The organism is Novosphingobium sp. FKTRR1 (genome assembly GCF_020404405.1).
Taxonomy (GTDB): domain Bacteria; phylum Pseudomonadota; class Alphaproteobacteria; order Sphingomonadales; family Sphingomonadaceae; genus Novosphingobium.
This window is the reverse complement of record NZ_JAIZDA010000019.1, coordinates 20022-38511: the sequence shown is the minus strand read 5'-3', so window position 1 is coordinate 38511 and position 18490 is coordinate 20022. Positions and strand designations below refer to the sequence as shown.

General features: G+C 62.5%; 18 protein-coding genes and 2 pseudogenes. 15 read left to right on the top strand and 5 right to left on the bottom strand.

Annotated elements, in window-relative coordinates; translation table 11 throughout:
* Positions 1-36: 36 nt before the first annotated feature.
* From LDN95_RS16625 to LDN95_RS16605, 5 genes are read left to right on the top strand one after another with little or no spacing between them, the layout of a single operon-like run.
* On the top strand, positions 37-1674 hold the full coding sequence (locus tag LDN95_RS16625; RefSeq protein WP_124810799.1) for a GMC family oxidoreductase: 1638 nt from the start codon (positions 37-39) through the stop codon (positions 1672-1674).
* Positions 1675-2517: an enoyl-CoA hydratase/isomerase family protein gene (locus tag LDN95_RS16620; RefSeq protein WP_124810800.1), complete on the top strand. Its 843-nt coding sequence runs from the start codon at positions 1675-1677 to the stop codon at positions 2515-2517.
* Positions 2518-2538: 21 nt separating this feature from the next.
* Positions 2539-3300, top strand: coding sequence for an SDR family NAD(P)-dependent oxidoreductase (locus LDN95_RS16615; protein WP_226018734.1), 762 nt, complete (start codon positions 2539-2541; stop codon positions 3298-3300).
* A gap of 44 nt (positions 3301-3344) precedes the next feature.
* Positions 3345-4109 carry an SDR family NAD(P)-dependent oxidoreductase gene (locus tag LDN95_RS16610; protein ID WP_226018703.1) on the top strand — a complete coding sequence of 255 codons (765 nt, stop codon included), beginning with the start codon at positions 3345-3347 and terminating at the stop codon, positions 4107-4109.
* Positions 4110-4140: 31 nt separating this feature from the next.
* Positions 4141-4932 (top strand): SDR family NAD(P)-dependent oxidoreductase, encoded by a 792-nt coding sequence (locus tag LDN95_RS16605; RefSeq protein WP_226018702.1) that lies wholly within the window; start codon positions 4141-4143, stop codon positions 4930-4932.
* A gap of 76 nt (positions 4933-5008) precedes the next feature.
* Here the strand turns inward: LDN95_RS16605 and LDN95_RS16600 are convergent, their stop codons facing one another.
* Together LDN95_RS16600 and LDN95_RS16595 are read right to left on the bottom strand one after the other, a co-directional pair.
* Positions 5009-5650 (bottom strand): CoA transferase subunit B, encoded by a 642-nt coding sequence (locus LDN95_RS16600; protein WP_226018701.1) that lies wholly within the window; start codon positions 5648-5650, stop codon positions 5009-5011.
* On the bottom strand, positions 5650-6354 hold the full coding sequence (locus LDN95_RS16595; protein ID WP_370631706.1) for a CoA transferase subunit A: 705 nt from the start codon (positions 6352-6354) through the stop codon (positions 5650-5652). The genes LDN95_RS16600 and LDN95_RS16595 overlap by 1 nt, the downstream gene beginning before the upstream one ends.
* A 217-nt stretch (positions 6355-6571) precedes the next feature.
* Here LDN95_RS16595 and LDN95_RS16590 point away from each other — a divergent pair, with 217 nt between their 5' ends.
* Complete coding sequence (locus LDN95_RS16590; protein ID WP_226018700.1) at positions 6572-7813, top strand: SRPBCC family protein; 1242 nt, start codon at positions 6572-6574, stop codon at positions 7811-7813.
* 195 nt (positions 7814-8008) lie between these two features.
* Here LDN95_RS16590 and LDN95_RS16585 read toward each other — a convergent pair.
* A pseudogene (locus LDN95_RS16585) lies at positions 8009-9372 on the bottom strand (IS3 family transposase).
* 85 nt (positions 9373-9457) lie between these two features.
* Here LDN95_RS16585 and LDN95_RS16580 point away from each other — a divergent pair.
* Positions 9458-9775: pseudogene (locus LDN95_RS16580) on the top strand (CoA-transferase); the annotation flags it as partial.
* A 74-nt stretch (positions 9776-9849) separates the two neighbouring features.
* On the opposite strand, the gene LDN95_RS16575 reads toward LDN95_RS16580, so the two are convergent.
* Together LDN95_RS16575 and LDN95_RS16570 are read right to left on the bottom strand one after the other, a co-directional pair.
* Positions 9850-10092 (bottom strand): helix-turn-helix transcriptional regulator, encoded by a 243-nt coding sequence (locus tag LDN95_RS16575; protein WP_370631707.1) that lies wholly within the window; start codon positions 10090-10092, stop codon positions 9850-9852.
* A gap of 55 nt (positions 10093-10147) precedes the next feature.
* Positions 10148-10606: a transcriptional regulator gene (locus LDN95_RS16570; protein WP_226018699.1), complete on the bottom strand. Its 459-nt coding sequence runs from the start codon at positions 10604-10606 to the stop codon at positions 10148-10150.
* Positions 10607-10948: 342 nt separating this feature from the next.
* On the opposite strand from LDN95_RS16570, the gene LDN95_RS16565 reads away from it, so the two are divergent.
* The 8 genes from LDN95_RS16565 to traC are packed head-to-tail and all read left to right on the top strand — an operon-like array spanning position 10949 to position 18472.
* A complete protein-coding gene (locus LDN95_RS16565; RefSeq protein WP_226018698.1) occupies positions 10949-11281 on the top strand; it encodes a TrbC/VirB2 family protein in 333 nt (110 codons plus the stop codon).
* Positions 11282-11317: 36 nt separating this feature from the next.
* Positions 11318-11605, top strand: coding sequence for a type IV conjugative transfer system protein TraL (gene traL, locus LDN95_RS16560; RefSeq protein ID WP_072383655.1), 288 nt, complete (start codon positions 11318-11320; stop codon positions 11603-11605).
* Positions 11606-11617: 12 nt separating this feature from the next.
* Entirely contained in the window at positions 11618-12211 is a 594-nt protein-coding gene (locus LDN95_RS16555) for a type IV conjugative transfer system protein TraE (protein WP_226018697.1), read from the top strand.
* Positions 12211-12966, top strand: coding sequence for a type-F conjugative transfer system secretin TraK (locus LDN95_RS16550; protein ID WP_226018696.1), 756 nt, complete (start codon positions 12211-12213; stop codon positions 12964-12966). Before LDN95_RS16555 ends, LDN95_RS16550 begins: the two co-directional genes overlap by 1 nt.
* Entirely contained in the window at positions 12953-14299 is a 1347-nt protein-coding gene (locus LDN95_RS16545) for a TraB/VirB10 family protein (RefSeq protein ID WP_226018695.1), read from the top strand. Before LDN95_RS16550 ends, LDN95_RS16545 begins: the two co-directional genes overlap by 14 nt.
* Positions 14296-15177, top strand: coding sequence for a DsbC family protein (locus tag LDN95_RS16540; protein ID WP_226018694.1), 882 nt, complete (start codon positions 14296-14298; stop codon positions 15175-15177). The genes LDN95_RS16545 and LDN95_RS16540 overlap by 4 nt, the downstream gene beginning before the upstream one ends.
* A gap of 5 nt (positions 15178-15182) precedes the next feature.
* Complete coding sequence (locus LDN95_RS16535) at positions 15183-15929, top strand: conjugal transfer protein TraV (protein ID WP_226018693.1); 747 nt, start codon at positions 15183-15185, stop codon at positions 15927-15929.
* Complete coding sequence (gene traC / locus LDN95_RS16530) at positions 15926-18472, top strand: type IV secretion system protein TraC (RefSeq protein WP_226018692.1); 2547 nt, start codon at positions 15926-15928, stop codon at positions 18470-18472. The genes LDN95_RS16535 and traC overlap by 4 nt, the downstream gene beginning before the upstream one ends.
* Positions 18473-18490 lie beyond the last annotated feature (18 nt).

Below are 18490 nucleotides of genomic sequence, written 5' to 3'. Positions count from 1 at the left end.
AATTGGAATGACCTGGGCGCGCCGGAGAGAAAGCATATGAAAGACGACTTCATAGTCGCTGATTACATCATCGTAGGCGGTGGAAGCGCTGGTGCGGTCCTCGCCAACCGGCTCAGCGAAGACGGGCGGTCCAAAGTACTTCTTCTCGAAGCAGGAGGGAGCGGCCGGTCGTTGATGGTGGAGGTGCCGGCCGGCGTGGTCCAGTTGATCGGCAACACCAAATATGACTGGGTCTACCCGCAGGATCCCGACCCCACGATCGACAACCGGGCATTCGCCTGGTCCGGCGGCAAGGCACTGGGTGGGGGTAGTTCCATCAACGGCATGGTCTATGTTCGTGGCACGCGGCGGGATTATGATCGCTGGGCGGAGGCGGGCGCTACAGGCTGGGGGTTCAAGGACGTCTTCCCCTATTTCCTCAAGTCGGAGAGCTGGTCGGGCGAGCCGAGCCAGGCCCATGGATCCCATGGGCCGATGGCCGTCGCGCCCATGCGCCCCGGATTCCATCCGCTGACGCACAGCTTCCTGAAGGCGTGCAACGAACTCGGAATCCCGACGCTTGCCGAATATCAGGACGGTCAAATGGAAGGCGTGTTTCTGACTCATGGCTCGCAACGTGACGGCTGGCGATGCAGCACGGAAAAGGCCTATCTGCGCCCGGCGACCTCTCGGCCCAATCTTGAAATCATCGTCGATGCCGAAGTGGAGCATGTGAATTTCGATGGCGCGCGCGCGACGGGCGTCACTTTTCGGCACCATGGCGTAGAGCGCACGGCCACGGCCCAGGCGGAGGTCATTCTCTCGGCCGGCAGCATGGCGACGCCCGCTGTGTTAATGCGCTCCGGCATCGGACCGGCCGACATCCTGCAAGAGCATGGTATCGCTGTTCGCCATGACGCGGTTCAGGTCGGCGCCAATCTTCAGGAACATCCGGGCGTTGGACAGAATAAATATGTGAACCAGCCAACGATGAACAGCCGGATGCGGCCCATAGACATTATTGGCTACATGATTCGTTATGCCTGGAACCGCAGCGGGCCGCTCGCCGCACCGGCCGTGCCCGCGATGGGGCTGGTGAGAACCCGTGAAGATCTCGATGAACCCAACGTGCAGATCCATTTCATGCCGCTCGGCTACGACATGGACCCCAATGCCACCTCCTGGGATTCAAAGGGTCTTCCGAAGGAACAGATAATCACGCTCTACGCATCGGTCTGTCATCCCAAGAGCCGCGGTCGCGTTCTGCTAGGCGCTGATCGCCGTCCTCGTATCGTCCATCGGCTGTTTGACGACGAGCGCGATCTCGCGACGATGATCGAAGGCTGCAAGCTGATCAACCAGCTCTATCAGATGCCTTCCATGCAGCGGCTTGTAACCGCCGATCGCAATCCGAATCCAATCCCCGCCAGTAATGAGGAGTGGGCGGCGTTCATCCGGGCCAAGGTGGCGCTGGGATATCATGCCGTTGGCACCTGCCGCATGGGGAGCGATGCTCAATCGGTCGTCGATCCGCAGTTGCGAGTCCGAGGCGTTGAAGGTTTACGCGTCGCGGATGCATCCATCATGCCGACGCTGCCGAGCACCAATACCAATGCCACTGCCATCATGATCGGCGAGAAAGCGGCCGACATCATTGCGGAGAGAACGATCGCAGCACAACGGGCGGTCGGTTAGATGGATAGCGGCGACGGTAGCAATCCCCTGGTGCGCATCGAGAGGGGAAACGGGATCGCGGTGATAACCCTCTCCGATCCTGAAAAGGGAAATGCGCTAAGTGTCGGCATGGCCGAAGCGCTTCTCCGGAGGGTGGATGACGCGGCAAACGATAGCGCGATCCGATCCGTCTTGCTGACTGCCGAGGGGCGCTTCTTCTGCGTCGGGGGGGATGTCAGGAGCATTGGCGTCGCCGGCGAAGACGTCGGCGCGCTGCTGGATCGGATCACCGCTCCGCTGCATTCGGCGATCGAGATGCTGCTGTATATGGACAAGCCGCTGGTGGTAGCGGTCAACGGTCCCGTGGCGGGCGGAGGGCTTGGACTGGCCGCGGCCGGCGACATCGTCCTGGCGTCCGATACTGCCCACTTCTCCATGGCCTATGCGGGAATAGGGTTCTCGCCCGACGGTGCGGCGACATGGCTGTTACCGCGCCTGATTGGACTGCGCAGAACCCAGGAACTCGCCTACACTAACCGGCGTCTCACGAGCGTCGAGGCAGCAACGCTCGGTCTTGTGACGCGGTCGGTTCTGGATGCGGATCTTCGCTGCGAGGCGCGCGAGATGGCCGAACAACTTGCTCGCGGTCCTCTGGGCGCGTTTGCTGCAACACGGCGTCTTTTGCTTTCTTCGGATTGCGCGTCACCGCACGCTCAGATGGAGCTGGAATCGCGCAGCGTTCGCGCTCAAGCGACAGGGATGGAAGGCCTCGAAGGCGTATCGGCGTTCCTCGAAAGGCGACAACCAAAATTTCGCGTCGCTGCGATGCCTGACGAACCGGCGGATGGGCCGATCGGTAATTGATGTCGCTAGGGGAGAATGAGTGTGCAAATTGAGGGCTTGACAGCAATTGTGACTGGCGGAGCCTCGGGCCTTGGTGCCGCGGCCGCCTCGATGCTTTCGGCTGAAGGTGCCAAGGTAATAATCCTTGACCGGGATCATGAGGCGGGCGACGCCCACGCCCGTACGATCGGCGGTCGATGTGTCACCACTGACGTCACGGACGAAGAGGCTGTCGCGAAGGCCCTCGTCCAAGCCGAATCTGCCTTCGGGATCGCCCGGATACTTGTCAATTGCGCAGGCGTCGCCCCGTCGATCAAGACCGTTGGCCGCGACGGGAGCCCGCATAAACTTCCTGATTTCCGCCGCGCGATCGAGATCAACCTCGTGGGCACGTTCAACGTCCTCAGCCAGTTTGCCGCACGGCTGATCACGGCAGAGCCTCTCGGCGAGGAGCGCGGGATCATCGTCAACACCGCCTCGATCGCCGCCTTCGATGGGCAAATCGGTCAGGCAGCCTATGCAGCGTCAAAGAGCGGGATTGTTGGGCTAACACTACCAGTCGCGCGTGACCTTGCGCGGGAGAAGATACGGGTAATGACGATCGCTCCGGGCATCTTCCTGACCCCGATGATGCTGGGCTTTTCACAGGCCGCCCAGGACAGCCTTGGGCAGCAGGTTCCGCATCCGAGCCGGCTGGGGCAGCCTGAAGAATATGCCGATCTCGTCCGATCGATCATCGTCAACCCTATGCTAAACGGGGAGGTGATCCGCCTCGACGGCGCAATCCGTATGGGACCGCGATAATGGTGCAGAGAACGCAAACCCGGACAACCGGACCCCGCATTGACTTGGGCGGCAAGATTGCGTTCGTGACGGGAGCTGGCAGTGGGATCGGCCGTCAGACGGCAAGGGATTTGGCCGAGGCCGGGGCGATGGTCTTCGCCGTCGACAGAGCGAGTAGCGGTTGCCTGGAAACCTGCGCAGAAATCCCTGACAGGATGTCTTGCCTGCCCTGCGATGTCACAAAGCTTTCGAGCGTTCGAGCGGCACTCGACGCGGTCTGGCAGGAGCACGGCGCTTTCGACATATTGGTAAACTGCGCTGGCGTTTATTCGATGCAGCGGATGATGGATGTTACCGAGGAAGAATATGACCGTGTCCTGTCAATTAACCTGAAAGGTCTTTTCTTTGTCAGTCAGATCACCGCACGCTACATGGTCAAGGCGGGTCGAGGCGGAGCAATCGTCAATATCGCTTCGGCAGCCGCACGCAAACCTTCGATCGGCTCTATGGTCTATGCGGTGAGCAAGGCGGGCGTCATCAGTTTGACGCAGGGGATGGCCCAGGAGCTGGCTACACACGAAATACGCGTGAATGCGATTGCGCCTGGCGCTGTCGAAACACCCATGTGGGACACGGTCAAAAGTGCTTATGAAGAGGTCGAGACTGGCAACGGACCAACGATCGAAGCGACCATGCTTAGCGTAACACCTCTCGGGCGCCTCTGCCGTCCGGAAGACTGTGCGCATGCAATTCTTTATCTCTGCACTGAGCAGAGCGCCTTCGTGACGGGTCAGACGCTGAACGTCGATGGCGGGATGTTTTTCAACTAACGGTCAGGCGTTAGACCGCAAAGGATTGGGTATGGGTCAGCTTGAAGGACGCCGCGCGCTCGTCACGGGTGCCGCTGACGGAATTGGCAAAGCTATCACCGAAGCGTTTGCGCGCGAGGGAGCACAAGTGCTGGCCATCGATGTGTCGGGCGACAAGCTGAATGAAGCCTTCGCACGCGATGCCGCGATAATTCCCATTGTTCAGGACATCACCGCAGCAGATGCAGCAGAGGCTCTCACTGCCAAATTGGACGAATTTCTGTGCGGCCTTGATATTCTCGTGAACAATGCCGGCATCCCAGGCGAGTTGGCGTTGCTTCAGGAGACCACCGACGCAAATTGGCATCGAGTATTCGCTGTTAACGTCGATGCCGTTTTTCGTCTCACCCGCGCGTGCATTCCGTTGCTACAATCGAGCAAATGCGGCCGCATCATAACGACTGCGTCTGTTTGCGCCGAGTACGGGCTTCGGCTCCAAGGTGCCTATGTCGCATCAAAGCATGCCGTTTCGGGCTTGATGAAAGGTTTTGCAATCGAACTCGGGCAATATGGCATCACCGCGAACTGCATTAATCCAGCGAACACCGTCACCGGCATCACACGTGACTGGTTCTCCCCAGTGCAGTCCTCCGAAGGTCGAGCCTATCTCGACGTCGCTTCCGTACTGGGCCGTTACAGCAATCCCGAGGACATAGCCGCAGCTGCTCTATATCTGGCGTCTGATGGCGGCGGTTATGTAACAGGTCAATCCATTACGGTCGACGGCGGAATGACATGCCGGTTGCCGTCCTTGTCCCACGCCACACACGACCCAACGGATTGAGCGAGCGACCTCCGTCTAAAGGTGTCGCGCGCGATGATGAACCGCCCAGAATTCGGCGGTTAAGCATACTTTTGACTCAATCGATCGTGAATGCCGCCTCCGTCTTCGCCCTGAGTTCTTCAAGCATGATACCCGGAGCAAGCTCGATCAGTTTGAAGGGTGATGATCCCCGTTCCTTGCGCTCGAATACGGCCAGATCGGTGATGATCATGTCAACCACGTTCGCTCCCGTGAGTGGCAGGCTACAACTCTTGCGGAACTTGGGTTCTCCCCCTTTGGACACATGGTCCATCAGGACAACGATGCGGGCGACGCCAGCCACGAGATCCATGGCCCCACCCATTCCTTTCACCATTTTCCCTGGAATGGTCCAATTGGCGAGATCGCCATTCTCGGCGACCTCAAGCGCGCCTAAAATCGAAAGATCGACATGGCCGCCGCGGATCATAGCGAAGCTCTCGGCTGAGTTGACGAAGGATGCGCCTGGAAGTGCTGTGACCGTCTGCTTGCCTGCGTTGATAAGATCTGCGTCAACCTCACTTTCGAGCGGAAACGGGCCCACCCCCAGCATGCCGTTCTCAGATTGAAAGGTCACGTCTATGCCTTCGGAGAGGAAGTTCGGAACGAGCGTCGGGACGCCGATCCCCAAATTTACATAGTCCCCGTCCTTGAGTTCGCGCGAGGCGCGCGCGGCGATTTCGTTTCGAGTCCAGGACATCAGACCGCCTCCGCTCGAACTGTGCGCTGCTCGATCGGCTTCACATAGTCCGCGCCGACCAGAATCCGATCGACATAGATCCCCGGCGTATGGACGTGGTCCGGATCGATGGCGCCGACGGGTACTAACTCCTCCACTTCGACCAAGGTCATCTTTGCTGCTGTCGCGGCGATCGGATTGAAGTTACGGGCAGTCTTTCGGAATACGAGATTGCCCTTCGTATCGGCCTTCCACGCCTTGACGAGTGCGACATCGGCAAAGAGGCTCGTCTCCATGATATATCGCTCCCCGGCGAAAATTCGCTCTTCCTTACCGTCCGCAACGATGGTTCCGACACCGGTCTTGGTGAAAAAGGCCGGTATCCCCGCTCCACCTGCTCGAATGCGCTCTGCCAACGTGCCCTGAGGGTTGAATTCAAGCTCAAGCTCACCAGAGAGATATTGCCGCGCGAACTCCTTGTTCTCACCCACATAAGAACTGATCATCTTCCTGATCTGACGGGATTGCAGGAGCAGCCCAAGGCCGAAATCGTCGACGCCAGCGTTGTTGGAGATAACCGTCAAGCGGCTGACCCCCGAATCACGGACCCCCAGAATGAGCTTCTCCGGGATGCCGCAAAGACCAAATCCTCCGGCAACGATGGTCATTCCATCCGACAAGACGCCATCAAGGGCAGCTTGAGCGCTTTCAACGATCCTAGGCAACAGCAAGTCCTTGCTCTGAGGTACGGTCTGTTGGCCGGGGCATCGATGCTCCCAGCCTGCCGTCCCAATAAGTCTTGCCTAACGCCCGCTGGCTCGCGTCGCAGTCCCTGCTGGGCGGGACGATGTTGACCGGCCTCCCCGGTCCCCCGCCAAGGGGATAGAGCGATTATCTTCGAAAAGTTAGAACGACGGTGGAGATAGGACGAGGAAGCCCGCAATGACCCTGGAAACCCCCGAGCGTATTCAATCGATGTGGGAAGCGGCGAGTACGCAAATGCGCGAGCGCCGTCACCCTGACGGTTTTCCGGCGCTTCCGGATATGCCGGCGGCCCGCTACACCAGCGAGGTCTTTTATGAGTTGGAGAAGCGGCATCTCTGGTCCAAGACTTGGCTGTTCGTAGGATTGGCGCACGAGTTCGATGGGCCGGGAAGCTATCGAACCTACACGCTCAACGACACGCCCGTTGTCGTCATTCGTGGCCGAGACAACGAACTGAGAGCGTTTCACAATGTGTGTCAGCATCGCGGCTCACTGCTGATGAAAGACGAGGCTGGCGTCTCGCGAAACATGCGCTGCCTCTACCATTGCTGGACGTACGATCTCGAAGGTAAATTGATCTTCGTACCGGACGAGCATTATTTTTCCGGCCTCAACAAGGCTGAACGGAGCCTCAAGCCGATTCGCTGCGAGCAATTCGGGAGCTTGGTCTTTGTGAACTTCGACAATGAGGCGGTGCCGCTGTTGGAATATTTGACCGACATACCGGCGTTGTGGTCCGACATCCCGTTGAACGATCTGCGGTTGTTCAAACGATTCAATTTCGAGGTCGACTGTAACTGGAAATGTCTGCAAGACAATTTCGCTGAAAATTATCATGCTAAATATGTGCATGAAAACACGATCGACAAAGTCATCGATTCGAAGACGTCAGCGTTACAAATGATTCGAGGGGGGCATAACGCCATCGTCATCAAATCGCGTGAAACTCTGACGAGCGGAATGGGCGCCGCATTCTTCAAATCGGACCACGACACCGCCGAGCAGCAGGCGAGCAAGCTCGCGGAGATTTCCCGGAGTGGCCAGCGCAGCTATAATATCTTCCCCAACGCGACTTTTCCGATCGCAGAGTATCTGTTTCCAATTGTGATGGTATGGCCGATCGATCCCGGCCGATGCCGGGTAGAGGTTTCGTTCGTCAAGACGGGCAGCGGACCAGACAATGAGAAACTGGATCAGGATACCCTGACCTTCTTCCGGAGCTTCATCGGCGAAGATCTTGATGCGCTCTCGGGTATGCACAAGGCCCTTGCTCACGGCGGTATCGATTCCATCCCGCTCTGCTGGTCAGAGCAGTTCATCTACAACCACGAACAGCATATCGATGCTGTTATCGGACCCGAGAACATTCCTGAGGGATTGGCGGTAGTAAAAGTCGATCTTCCCTATGCTACTGGATAGACCCTGAGGCAAAGATGTGTATCGACGTCGCCTACAGAACTCGTCATCGCGACGACGAGCGTTTTTTCGACCCCGATCGGCCGGAAGACGAATATCCGCTTCGAGCCGAGGATATGGTAACTGTCCGTCGTCAGAACATTTGGCGCAGGTCGCGGCGTAGATTAGCGGAGTGCGGGCCTCGTCTGTGGGTTGATGTTAAGCGGCGAGCTTGCGGTGTTGCAAGCGCCGATGTTCGATGGTCTGTCGCTTGATCCTTTCGCGCTGCTTGATGATGGCTTCCGCCCTGCCGAAGTAGGCGTCGGCGGGCGTCACGTTGTTCAGGCTCTCGTGGTACCGCTGGTGATTGTAGTGCTCGACGAAGGCCTAGATCTGGGCCTCAAGGTCGCCGGGCAGGAAGTAGTTCTCCAGCAGGATGCGGTTCTTCAGGGTCTGGTGCCAGCGCTCGATCTTGCCCTGGGTTTGCGGGTGCATCGGGGCTCCGCGCACGTGGCTCATCTTCCTGGCCTCGATGTATTCTGCCAGTTCGTCGGCAATGTAGCTGGGGCCGTTGTCGCTGAGCAGCCGAGGTTTGTGCAGCACCGTAGTGCTGTCGCAGCCCGAGGCAACAAGGGCGAGGTCCAGCGTGTCTGTCACGTCATCGGCCCGCATTTTGGTACACAGCTTCCAGGCGATGATGTAGCGCGAGAAGTCGTCGAGCACGGTCGACAGGTACATCCAGCCCCACCCGATGATCTTGAAGTAGGTGAAGTCGGTTTGCCACATCTCGTTCGGCCGGGTGGTCTTGGTGTGGAACACATCGGCGGCCTTGATCACGACGTAGGCCGGGCTGGTGATCAGGTCGTGGGCCTTCAGCAGGCGGTAAACCGTGGCTTCCGACACAAAGTACTGGCGTTCATCGGTAAATCGCACAGCCAGTTCGCGCGGTGATAGCTCGGACTGTTCAAGCGCCATTTCGACGATCTGGTCCTGCACCTCGGGCGCAATGCGATTCCACACCCGGCTCGGTGTCGATGGCCGATCCTCCAGCGCCTCTGGGCCGCCTTCGAGGAAGCGGTCGTACCAGCGGTAGAAGGTCCGGCGGGCGATGCCGAGCTGGTCCAGCGTTCGCTTGGCGGGCAGGTGCGACTGCTCGACGATCCTGATGATCTCGAGCTTCTCGGATGCGGTATACCTCATTCGTCGTCGCCCCCATCCGCGACGATGCTTTTTTTCAGCAAACGGTTCTCGAGCGTCAGGTCGGCCACGCATTCCTTCAGAGCACGTGTTTCGCGGCGCAGGTCCTGCACTTCGCCGGTGGTCGCAGCGCGGGCGGTGTCGCCGGCCAGGCGGCGCTTGCCGGCTTCCATGAACTCCTTCGACCAGGTGTAATACAGGCTCTGAGCGATGCCTTCCTTGCGGCACAGCTCGGCAATGCTGTCCTCGCCGCGCAGGCCATCCAGCACAATGCGGATCTTGTCTTCGGCCGAGAAATGCCGCCGCGTCTGTCGCCGGATCTCCTTCACCACCCGCTCAGCAGGGGCCTTGGCTGGCGATTTTTTCAAGGAGGGTTGGGGCTTCATCTTCGTTCCTTCGTCACTACGACGAAGCCCCAACCCTCCTTAATTCACAACCTCAAATCTGTGCCATGGGCGCTGACGGGGGACAGTCGCCGAAAACGGCGACATCGCCAACTGGATGGTGCCCGGCAAGATGATCAAGGGCATGGGCGGTGCGATGGACCTCGTCGCTGGCGTCAAGAAGATCATCGTCGTCATGGAGCACTGCGCCAAGGACGGCAGCCCCAAGTTCATCCCGGCCTGCACCCTGCCGCTGACGGGCAAGGGCGTGGTCGACATGGTGATCACCGATCTTGCCGTCTTCGCGCGGGCCGATCATGCCTCGCCGTTCCGGCTCGTCGAACTGGCGCCGGGCGTGAGCGCCGAGGACGTGCGCGCGAAGACCACCGCGCATTACGTGGAGTAGCGTAGAGGCCTTGCGATAGTGGTGGTGGCCGAGTGATCATCACCCCTAGTCGGTACCACGCGACGCCTAGCAGATTACCCATCAGAGCCGATGACCGAGTTTATCCAAGCGTCGATTTCGGACTCAACCCAGACAGTGGACTTGGGCCCTAGCGAGCGTGCCCTCGGAAAGCGACCTTCAGACATGCGTTGATAGATCGTCGAACGTTTGATCCCAACTCGCGCAATGACTTCCGGCAAGCGCATCAAGCGCATTTGGGGCGGCGTCATAGCCTGTTGATCGATTGCTTCCATGTTGGCGTGATCGACGGTCACCATATTGGGATTAGCCATCTCATTGTCTCCTTGCTTCGTCATGCCACCCCAAGCCCCCTCACCTCCCGAGCACGAGCGACATGTCGCGCTCGGCAAAGTCGTCGATGTGTTTGGCCAGCAGCCTCGCAACCAGGCGTGAGGTGCCGACGGCCCAGCGCGGGCGCAGATCAGCAATCCGGTGACCCAGCGTTTCGTTCATGGTCACCGGCAGAGCGGTGAGGAACTGATCGAGGAACGCGCCCACGTCCTCACCCAGCCATTCCACTGCGAGGTCCTCGTGCCCGAGGATCGCAAGAAGCAATGCGCTGCTCGACGCCATCCCGGTCGCTTCGAGAACACGCATCGCGTCATCGAGCGAAATCGCCTTCTCGCCGCGCAGGATCCTGAGGAACGTGTCCTTGTTCATGTCCGCGCTGCGCGCGATTTCCCGACGCGACTTGCCCGAACGATCGGCAGCTGCGGTCAGCAGGCGTGCAAGCCGCGCATTGATTGCGGATATCTGATCGGTGCTGGTCATGGCGGGTTCCGGTCCTCACTGGTTCGACTCGGATATCTAGCGCGAGATCGCGCTCCTAGGAACAAAAAAGAACATAGTTAGAACATATCGTTTATCCTAGAATGAACCGATTCGGGGTGCCGTCTCGGAATCTGGCGCAACAAAGCGCAGATTTTCGGCCGTTTTGTCGACATTTTGCGTGATGAGCGGCCAGAACGACGCCCAGGTCTCGCGACGATTAGTCCAAGATCGTCCGCGACTGCATCCTCGATCTGATCGAACTTTTCCTAGAAGCATTCTTCCGTTCATGACGATGAGGCAGCGGCGATCGGTCGCTGCACTCACCCAGCTCGGAGACCCTCCATGAATGCCCTTGCACTCCCCTTCTCCGGCCGCCTCAAGGCCAGTCTTGCCAAGTCCGCCGCTCTTGCATTGCCCGTCGCGGTCCTCGCGCTCGCCGCCGGCACGGCATACGCCGGCACCGACGCCACCTTCACCACCGCGCTGACCAAATTCACAGGCTTTCTGCAGGGTTCGGGCGGCAAGATCATCACCGTCCTCAGCCTCGCTGCCGGCCTTATCAGCCTTGCCTCGGGCCGCTTCACGCTCGGCCAGATCGCCGTGCCGGTCGGCGTCGGCGTCGGTGTCGGCACGGGCGTTCCGATCGTCACCTCGGTGATCACCGCCGTCATCTGATCACCGATCCGTGAAGCCTTGGGAGGGCACGTTACCATGACCGACCGCCATGCGATCCCCCGCCACCTCGACGATCCCGAACTGATCGGCTTCTGGACCATCGACGAGTTTGCCGGAATCATCGTCCCCTTCACCTGGGGGATCCTCGCGCAGCATATCCTGATCGGCATCGGGCTTGCAGTCGGAGCCTGGTTCGCTCTGCGAAAAGCCAAGGCCGGGCGCTCCGCCTCTTGGGTTCGCCATGCCGCTTACTGGTATCTGCCGCCGGGACTGACCGGTCTCAAGGCAACGCCGCCCTCCCATTGCCGCGTGCTGGCAGGCTGAGGAGCGCATCCCATGCTTTCCGATGTCGCCCACGAGCGCACGCAGAAGCTGCTGCGCCAACGCAACATGTTTGCGATGACCAGCGCCGCTCTCGCGGTCCTCTTCGCAGGGGCTGCCAGCCTCGTTGCCACCCGCGAGCGTGAAGTTTTGCTGGTCCCGACTACCCGCACGCCGCTGGTGATTTCGAGCGCGGGGGTTTCTGCCGAGTACCTCGAGTTCGTGACCCGCGATGTTGCGCTCGTCCTGCTCAACCGCAGCCCCGAAGGGCTCGACTATTGGATGGGGCAGATCCTGGCGCTTGCCGATCCAGCGCAGCGCGGCCGGCTTAAGGCCGAGCTCGTGCGCATTGTCGAGGAGCAGCGCGGATCCGAAGTCACCCAGGCTTTCGTGATCAGCAAGCTCGAGGTCGATCCCCGTGCGCTGACCTCGGAGGTCAGCGGCACGCTCAAGACGTTCGTGGGCGAACAGGTGATCTCGAGCGAGGAGCGCCGCTTCCGCTTCGACTGGACCTACCGCGGTCTGCGCCTCGCGCTGTCCGGCTTCGCGGTGGTTCCCCCGGCCCATCCGGCTGACGCCCCCACCCCATCTTCAACGGAGTCCCACTGATGCGCGGATATCTTCCCGCGAGGCCAAGGCGCCTCGCCATTCTCGCGGCGCTCGCGGCAACTGGCCTCGCCGACCCGGCCCTTGCCGACCAGTTCAAGCAGACCGCCGATGGCGGCACGATCGGATGCGAGGTTTCGGCGCACGAGCTCACCCGCTTTGCCCTTGTTGGCGACGCCTTCGCTAGTGTCTCGAAGATCGGGACCGGCACGCCCTACAACGACTTTGCCGTCTCGAACGAGCCGGTGCGCGGCGACATCTATGTGTCGGTGCCCGAAGTCTATGCGGGTTCGCGGATCAGCTTCTTCGCCACGACCAAGAAGGGCTACGTCTACAAGTTCGCCTGTCCGATCCGCCCGGTCGAAGCGCAGCAGGTCTTCGTGACCAACCCGGCGATCGCCAAGGACGATGCGAGCAATTGGGAGAAGGCGACGCCGATCGAGACGAGCGCCGTGCGCCTCGTCCAGGCCATGGCCGCCGAGACGCAAGTGCCGGGTTTCGCGGTGCGGCAACCCAGCAGCCTTCCCGCTCGCGCCGGGGACATCGAGGTCCAGCTGATCGCCGAATACCGCGGCGCCAGCCTTGCCGGCAAAGTCGTCCGCCTAGCGAACCAGGGCAACACGCCCGCCACGCTCGCCACCCGCGATCTCGCGCCGCTCGGCACGATTGCGGTCGCGATTGCCAGCCCGGTGCTCGCGCCAGGTGCTTCCACCACCGCCTGGATCGTTGGGCCTAACGGGGACAATGGCCATGACTGAGAACAAGCGCGATGAGCAGCCGCCTCAGCGCCAGAAGGCGAAGGACGAGGACGGTAGCGCCGAACTTCTGTCGACGCTGAACGCCAGCACCCGGCGGCGGCAGAACCTGTTGCTTGGCGGTGTCGCCGCAGTGCTCCTCGCCGGTGCGGCGTGGTTCCTTCTCGGAACTGATGGTGCTGGCAAGACCGAGACCGACAAGACCAGCGTCGACACCTCCGGCCTCGTCAACCGCGACCTCTCCGAGCGCGAGTTCGTTGCCATGTTCGGCAACCGGCTTGACGCCATGGCCCGCGCGCAGAAGGAGCTGAAAGACGCCGCCGTCCCGCGCAGCGAAGTCGGCGAGCAGATGGCGGCGCTCAAGGCCGAGAACGAGGCCATGCGCACCAATGGCCAGGCCGCGATCGATGCGGTGTCCGCTGAGAATGCGCAGCTGAAGAGCCAGTTGGCCAGTCCGCAGGTTCCTGCCGCTGTGCCGCCGGTCCCGGCCTACGGCCCGCGCGGTGGCAGTTACGATGCACGGGGGCTTCCCGCTCCAGGCAGCAATGCCGACGGTCTGGGCGGCGCGCCGGGCGAAGGCCCCGCCGCCCCCAGCGCCGAAGTCAAGCTGATGAGCTTCACCGGCGACAAGGGCAGTGCGGGCCTCAAGGTTGCGCGCGCCGAGACGCCGCCGCTCGTGGTCGAGGACTCGCCTGAGTATCTGCCACCCAACTCCTATGCGCCGGCGCGCGTGATCGTCGGGGTCGATGCCTCGGCAGGCGTTGCGAGCCAGACCGATCCGCTCCCGGTTGTCCTGCGCATCACCGGCCCTGCCCGCTCGGTCCTGCAGAACGGCAAAGTCCTGACGACGCGGATCGAAGGCTGCGTGGTCAACGGCGCAGCGCGCGGCGATCTCTCCTCGGAGAAAGTCTACGTGAAGCTCGCCCGCATGACGTGCGACCAGCCTGGTGGGCGCGTCGCGGTAAGCGAGGTCAAAGGCTTCATCAGCTTTGCTGGCAAGTCCGGCGTGCGCGGCCGCGTTGTCAGCCGCGAGGGCAACCTCGTCACGCAGGCGCTGCTTGCCGGGATCATCGGCGGGTTCGGGCGCGGGTTCTCGGCCAACGCCAACAGCGTGTTCGCGAACCAGCGCACCACCGCGAACGGCACCCCGGCCAAGCTCTCCGCTGGCGACATTCTCGGCGGCGGGCTCGGGCAAGGCGCAGGCGAGGCGGCCGACACGGTCAGCAAATACCTGATCGAACGCGCCGAACAGTACCAGCCCGTCGTCGAGATGCCGACCGGCATCGATGTCGAGATCGTGTTTCTCGACGGCGTCTTCGTGAGGAACAGCCAATGACCCCGATCCCATCACCGCGCCCCCGTCCGTTTACCCGGGCGGCAGGCCTTGCCAGCCTCATCGCGCTCTCGGCTGCGACCGGATGGGCTGCGGCCTACATGGCCTCGCCGGCCCATGCCGCAGCCGACACCGCCAAAGTACGCGCCGCGCTCCAATTGCGCCTGCCCAAAACGCCGATCGATGCGATCGACTGCAAGGGCCTCGGCGGTCTTTGCGAGGTCGCCTCGAAGACAACGCTGTTCTATGTCGACGCGCAGGCCAAGTACCTTGTGATCGGCCGCGTCTACGACATGGAAGCGCGCCAGGATCTGACTGCGGCGCGGCTGCTCCAGCTCAATCCCGATCTGCTCGCCGCCGGCGCCGCGCACCGCGACGATGCGGACGATCAAACACCTGGCCGATCTCGAGCGACACCCGCGCCGCAGAAGGTCACGCTTGCGGGCCTTCCCGAGAACGGCGCGATCCGCTGGGGTCCGTTAGATGGTCCCAAAGTCGTGGTCTTCTCCGACTTCCACTGCGGCTACTGCAGGAAGCTCTCGGGCGAGCTCAAAGCCATCGGCGCACGCGTCGAGGAGCGGCCGATTTCGATCTTCGGCCCCGAATCCCGCAAGGACGCAGAGCGCGTGCTTTGCTCGCCCTTCCCCGAGACCTCGCTCCATGCCGCTTACTCTGGGACAGCGCTCGCCAATCCCAGGCCCTGCGACACGCGCGGGCTGGACGCCAACGAGGCTTTTGCCAAGGCGCATGGCTTCTCCGGAACGCCTGTGATCGTGCGGCCCTCCGATGGCGCGGTGCTCGAAGGCTACCGCCCGGCCGCCGCGCTGCGCGCTTTCCTGACAGCGTCCACTTCGCAACCTCCTGCATCGAACAAAAGGTGAATCTGATGTCGCACCACCTGCGCCTCGCCGCCGCCCTCACCCCGCTTTGCCTGTCGCTCGCCGGCTGCGTCGGCCTCGGCACCAACGTCAAAGGCCAGTTCTCCTGCCGCGCACCGAGCGGGACCTGCGCGCCCTCGCGCACGATCGACGAGCGCGCGACGAAGGAGATTGCCTCGCCCGATCCGGACAGCGGCTTCAGCGCGGCGCGCCAGCGCGCTGGGATCGCGACGCCAGTGGGCAGCGACGATCGCGCCCGCACGGCGGAACGCCGCCTGCGCGTCGTCTTCCCCGCGCATGTCGACGAGAGCGGGATACTGCACGACGAGGCAGTCGCCTGGACCGTGATCGAGGCACCGCACTGGGCCGCTGAGCTTGGGGCCAACAGCCAGCCCTCGACCGCACCGCTCGCTCGCCAGATCGGCCGGCAACTCAAGGCAGCGCAGGCTGCCGCCAAGTCTGCCCCCGATGCTGAGGCCGCTCCCGTCACTGCGGATATCGGCATCGCAACGAACCCCAACGACACACCACCCTTCGAGCTTGCCTCGCCTTCGGCCCTCCCCTCCACGGTAGGCGAGGCAATACCCGGCGTCCCCCCGCCGGTGGCCGAGGGGTCCGACATGCCCGCCACCCCGCATGATCGGACCTCTCGGCCTTCCTTCGATCGGCCGCACTACCCCTCGGCCGCCGCGATCGACGCCGCGCACCGCGCTGCCGCAGCCAAGACCGCCTCGCCAAAGGAGCTGCGCCCGTGAGCCTCTCTTTTCGCACACTTCGTGACGCCATGCTCGGCGTTCTCACCGGCGATGCCGAGCAGACCGAAGCCGCCCGCCCCCGCCTTATGCTCGACATGCTCTCGGACTGGCTGCCCTACCGCGTCTGGGATCCGCGTCACCGGCTCTATCTCAATGCCCGCTCAAAGGGCTTCGTGCTGGGCGTCACGCCGCTGATCGGGGCCGACGAGCGCACCGCCGAGATCCTCGGGGCGTTCTTTTCCGAAGGGCTGCCCGGCGGTGCCTGCCTGCAGATCCTCCACCTCGCCTCGCCGCGCATCAGCCGGATCGTCGGCCCATGGTTTGCGCCGCGCTACCTCCAGGGCGGGATCTACGAGGCCATCGCCCGGCACCGCGCCCGCCAGCTCTACAAGATGGTCTGGCGCTCAGGCTCGGACGAAGCGCCCTTCCACGCCCGGCACCATCAGGTCTTCGTTTCGGTCGGTGTGCCCGAGCACAAGTCTGTCTCTGCGCAGGAACTGGTCCAGGTCCGCGAAGGGCTCGTCGCCATGCTGAAGTCGCTCGGCCTCGGTGTTATCGAAGTGGAGCCCGAGGGTCTGATTGCGCTCATCGACGACCTCACCTCGCCGACCACCGCGCCGCAGGAAGACGCCGTTCCCTACAATCCCGAAGACCCGATTGCAGCGCAGGCCATCCGCCGCGACATCGAGCTTGTCGTGCGCGAGGACCGCCTGGTGCTCGCCACCGAGCGCTTTCGCCCGACCGGCGAGATGGCGGACGGCTCGCCGGTCATCGGCGAAGTCTATCCCGACCGCTTCGACCTCCGCCACTTTGCCGTGCGCGCCTATCCGCCGCGCTGGGCACCGCACGAATGCGCGCGGCTGATCGGCGATCTCTTCACCGACAAGCTGCGCTTTCCGTGTCCGGCGGCGACGATGCTCTGCCTCGTCTACCCTGATCAGGAAGCAGCCGCCGCGCGTGCGGGCTACAAGTTCATGCGCACGACGAGCCTTGCGGACACCCGCAGCGCGCGGTTCCTGCCGCGCATCGGTGAGCAATCGGCAGAATGGGCGCGGGTTCAGGCCGAACTTCAGGAAGGTCGCCGCCTCGTGCGCGTCTTCTACGGGGTCACGACCTATTCGCCGCTCGGGCTTGGCGACACCCACGAGCGAGCGGTCAAGTCGATCTACAAGGCAGCAGGCTGGGACCTCGCCGACGAGCGCTATCTCCAGATTCAGGGTCTGCTCGCGGCCATGCCGCTCACCCTCGCTGATGGGCTTGCCACCGACATGGAGCGGCTGCGCCGTTTCCGGACGCTGCTCTCGACCACCGCCGCCAATATTGCACCGGTCCAGGGCGAGTTTCTCGGCGGGCCGGTCCCGCACCTCCTGTTTGTCGGGCGGCGCGGCCAGCCCTTCTACTGGTCCCCCTTCGAAAACGGCGCGGGCAACCACAATGTCGCGATCTGCGGCAAGTCGGGCTCGGGCAAGTCGGTGCTGCTCCAGGAGATGTGCGCGGCGCTGCGCGGGGCCGGCGCGCAAGTTGTCGTGATCGACGACGGCCGCAGCTTCGAGCACTCCGCGCGCCTCCAGGGCGGGCGCTTCGTCGAGTTCACGCTCGCCTCAGGCTTTTGCCTCAATCCCTTCTCGATGATCGATGCAGCGCGCGCCGCCGAAGACGAGGACTACCGCCTCGATTGCTTCGGCATGGTCAAGGCGATCATCGGCCAGATGGCGCGGCATAGCACGGCGCTCAGCGATACCGAGCGCGGGCTCATCGACCGCGCGGTCAACGAGGTCTGGACCGCGCAGGGCTCCGCCGCCAGCGTGACACAGGTCGGCGCCGCGCTTGAGGGGCTCGACCACCCGCTGGCCCGCGATCTTGCGACGGCGCTCGCGCCCTACATGGCGGGCGGGACCTACGGCGCTTTCTTCGAGGGTGCGGCGACGCTCGACCTGTCGAGCGATTTCACGGTGTTCGAGATGTCGGACCTCGCCGCCCGCGAAGACCTCAGGAGTGTGGTCCTCAGCGCCATCATGTTCATGACCAGCCAGGCCATGACGCGGAGCCCGCGCTCGGTGAGGAAGCTGCTGCTGATCGACGAGGCCTGGGCGCTGCTCAAGGGCGGCTCGATGGGCACCTTCGTCGAGACGTATGCCCGCACCTGTCGCAAGTATGGCGGCGCGCTGGCGACCGCGACCCAGTCGCTTAACGACTACTACAAGTCGGACGGTGCGACCGCTGCGCTCGAAAACAGCGACTGGATGCTGATCCTCCAGCAAAAGCCCGAGACGATTGCCGATTTCCGCAATTCCAAGCGGCTCGACATGGACGACCGCACCGAGACGCTGATCCGCAGCCTCAAGCGCGAGGGCTCGGCCTATTCCGAGGTCTTCATCAAGGGCCCCGAAGTCGAGGCGATCGGCCGGCTCGTGCTCGATCCCTACTCCGCGACACTGTTCTCGAGTTCGCCCCAGACCGTGGCCGATATCGATGCCGAGATCGCGCGGGGTCACCAACTCGCGGACGCCATCGCGCGCATTGCCTTTCCGGACCAGCCCTAGGCCGGCCGCATCCCATCA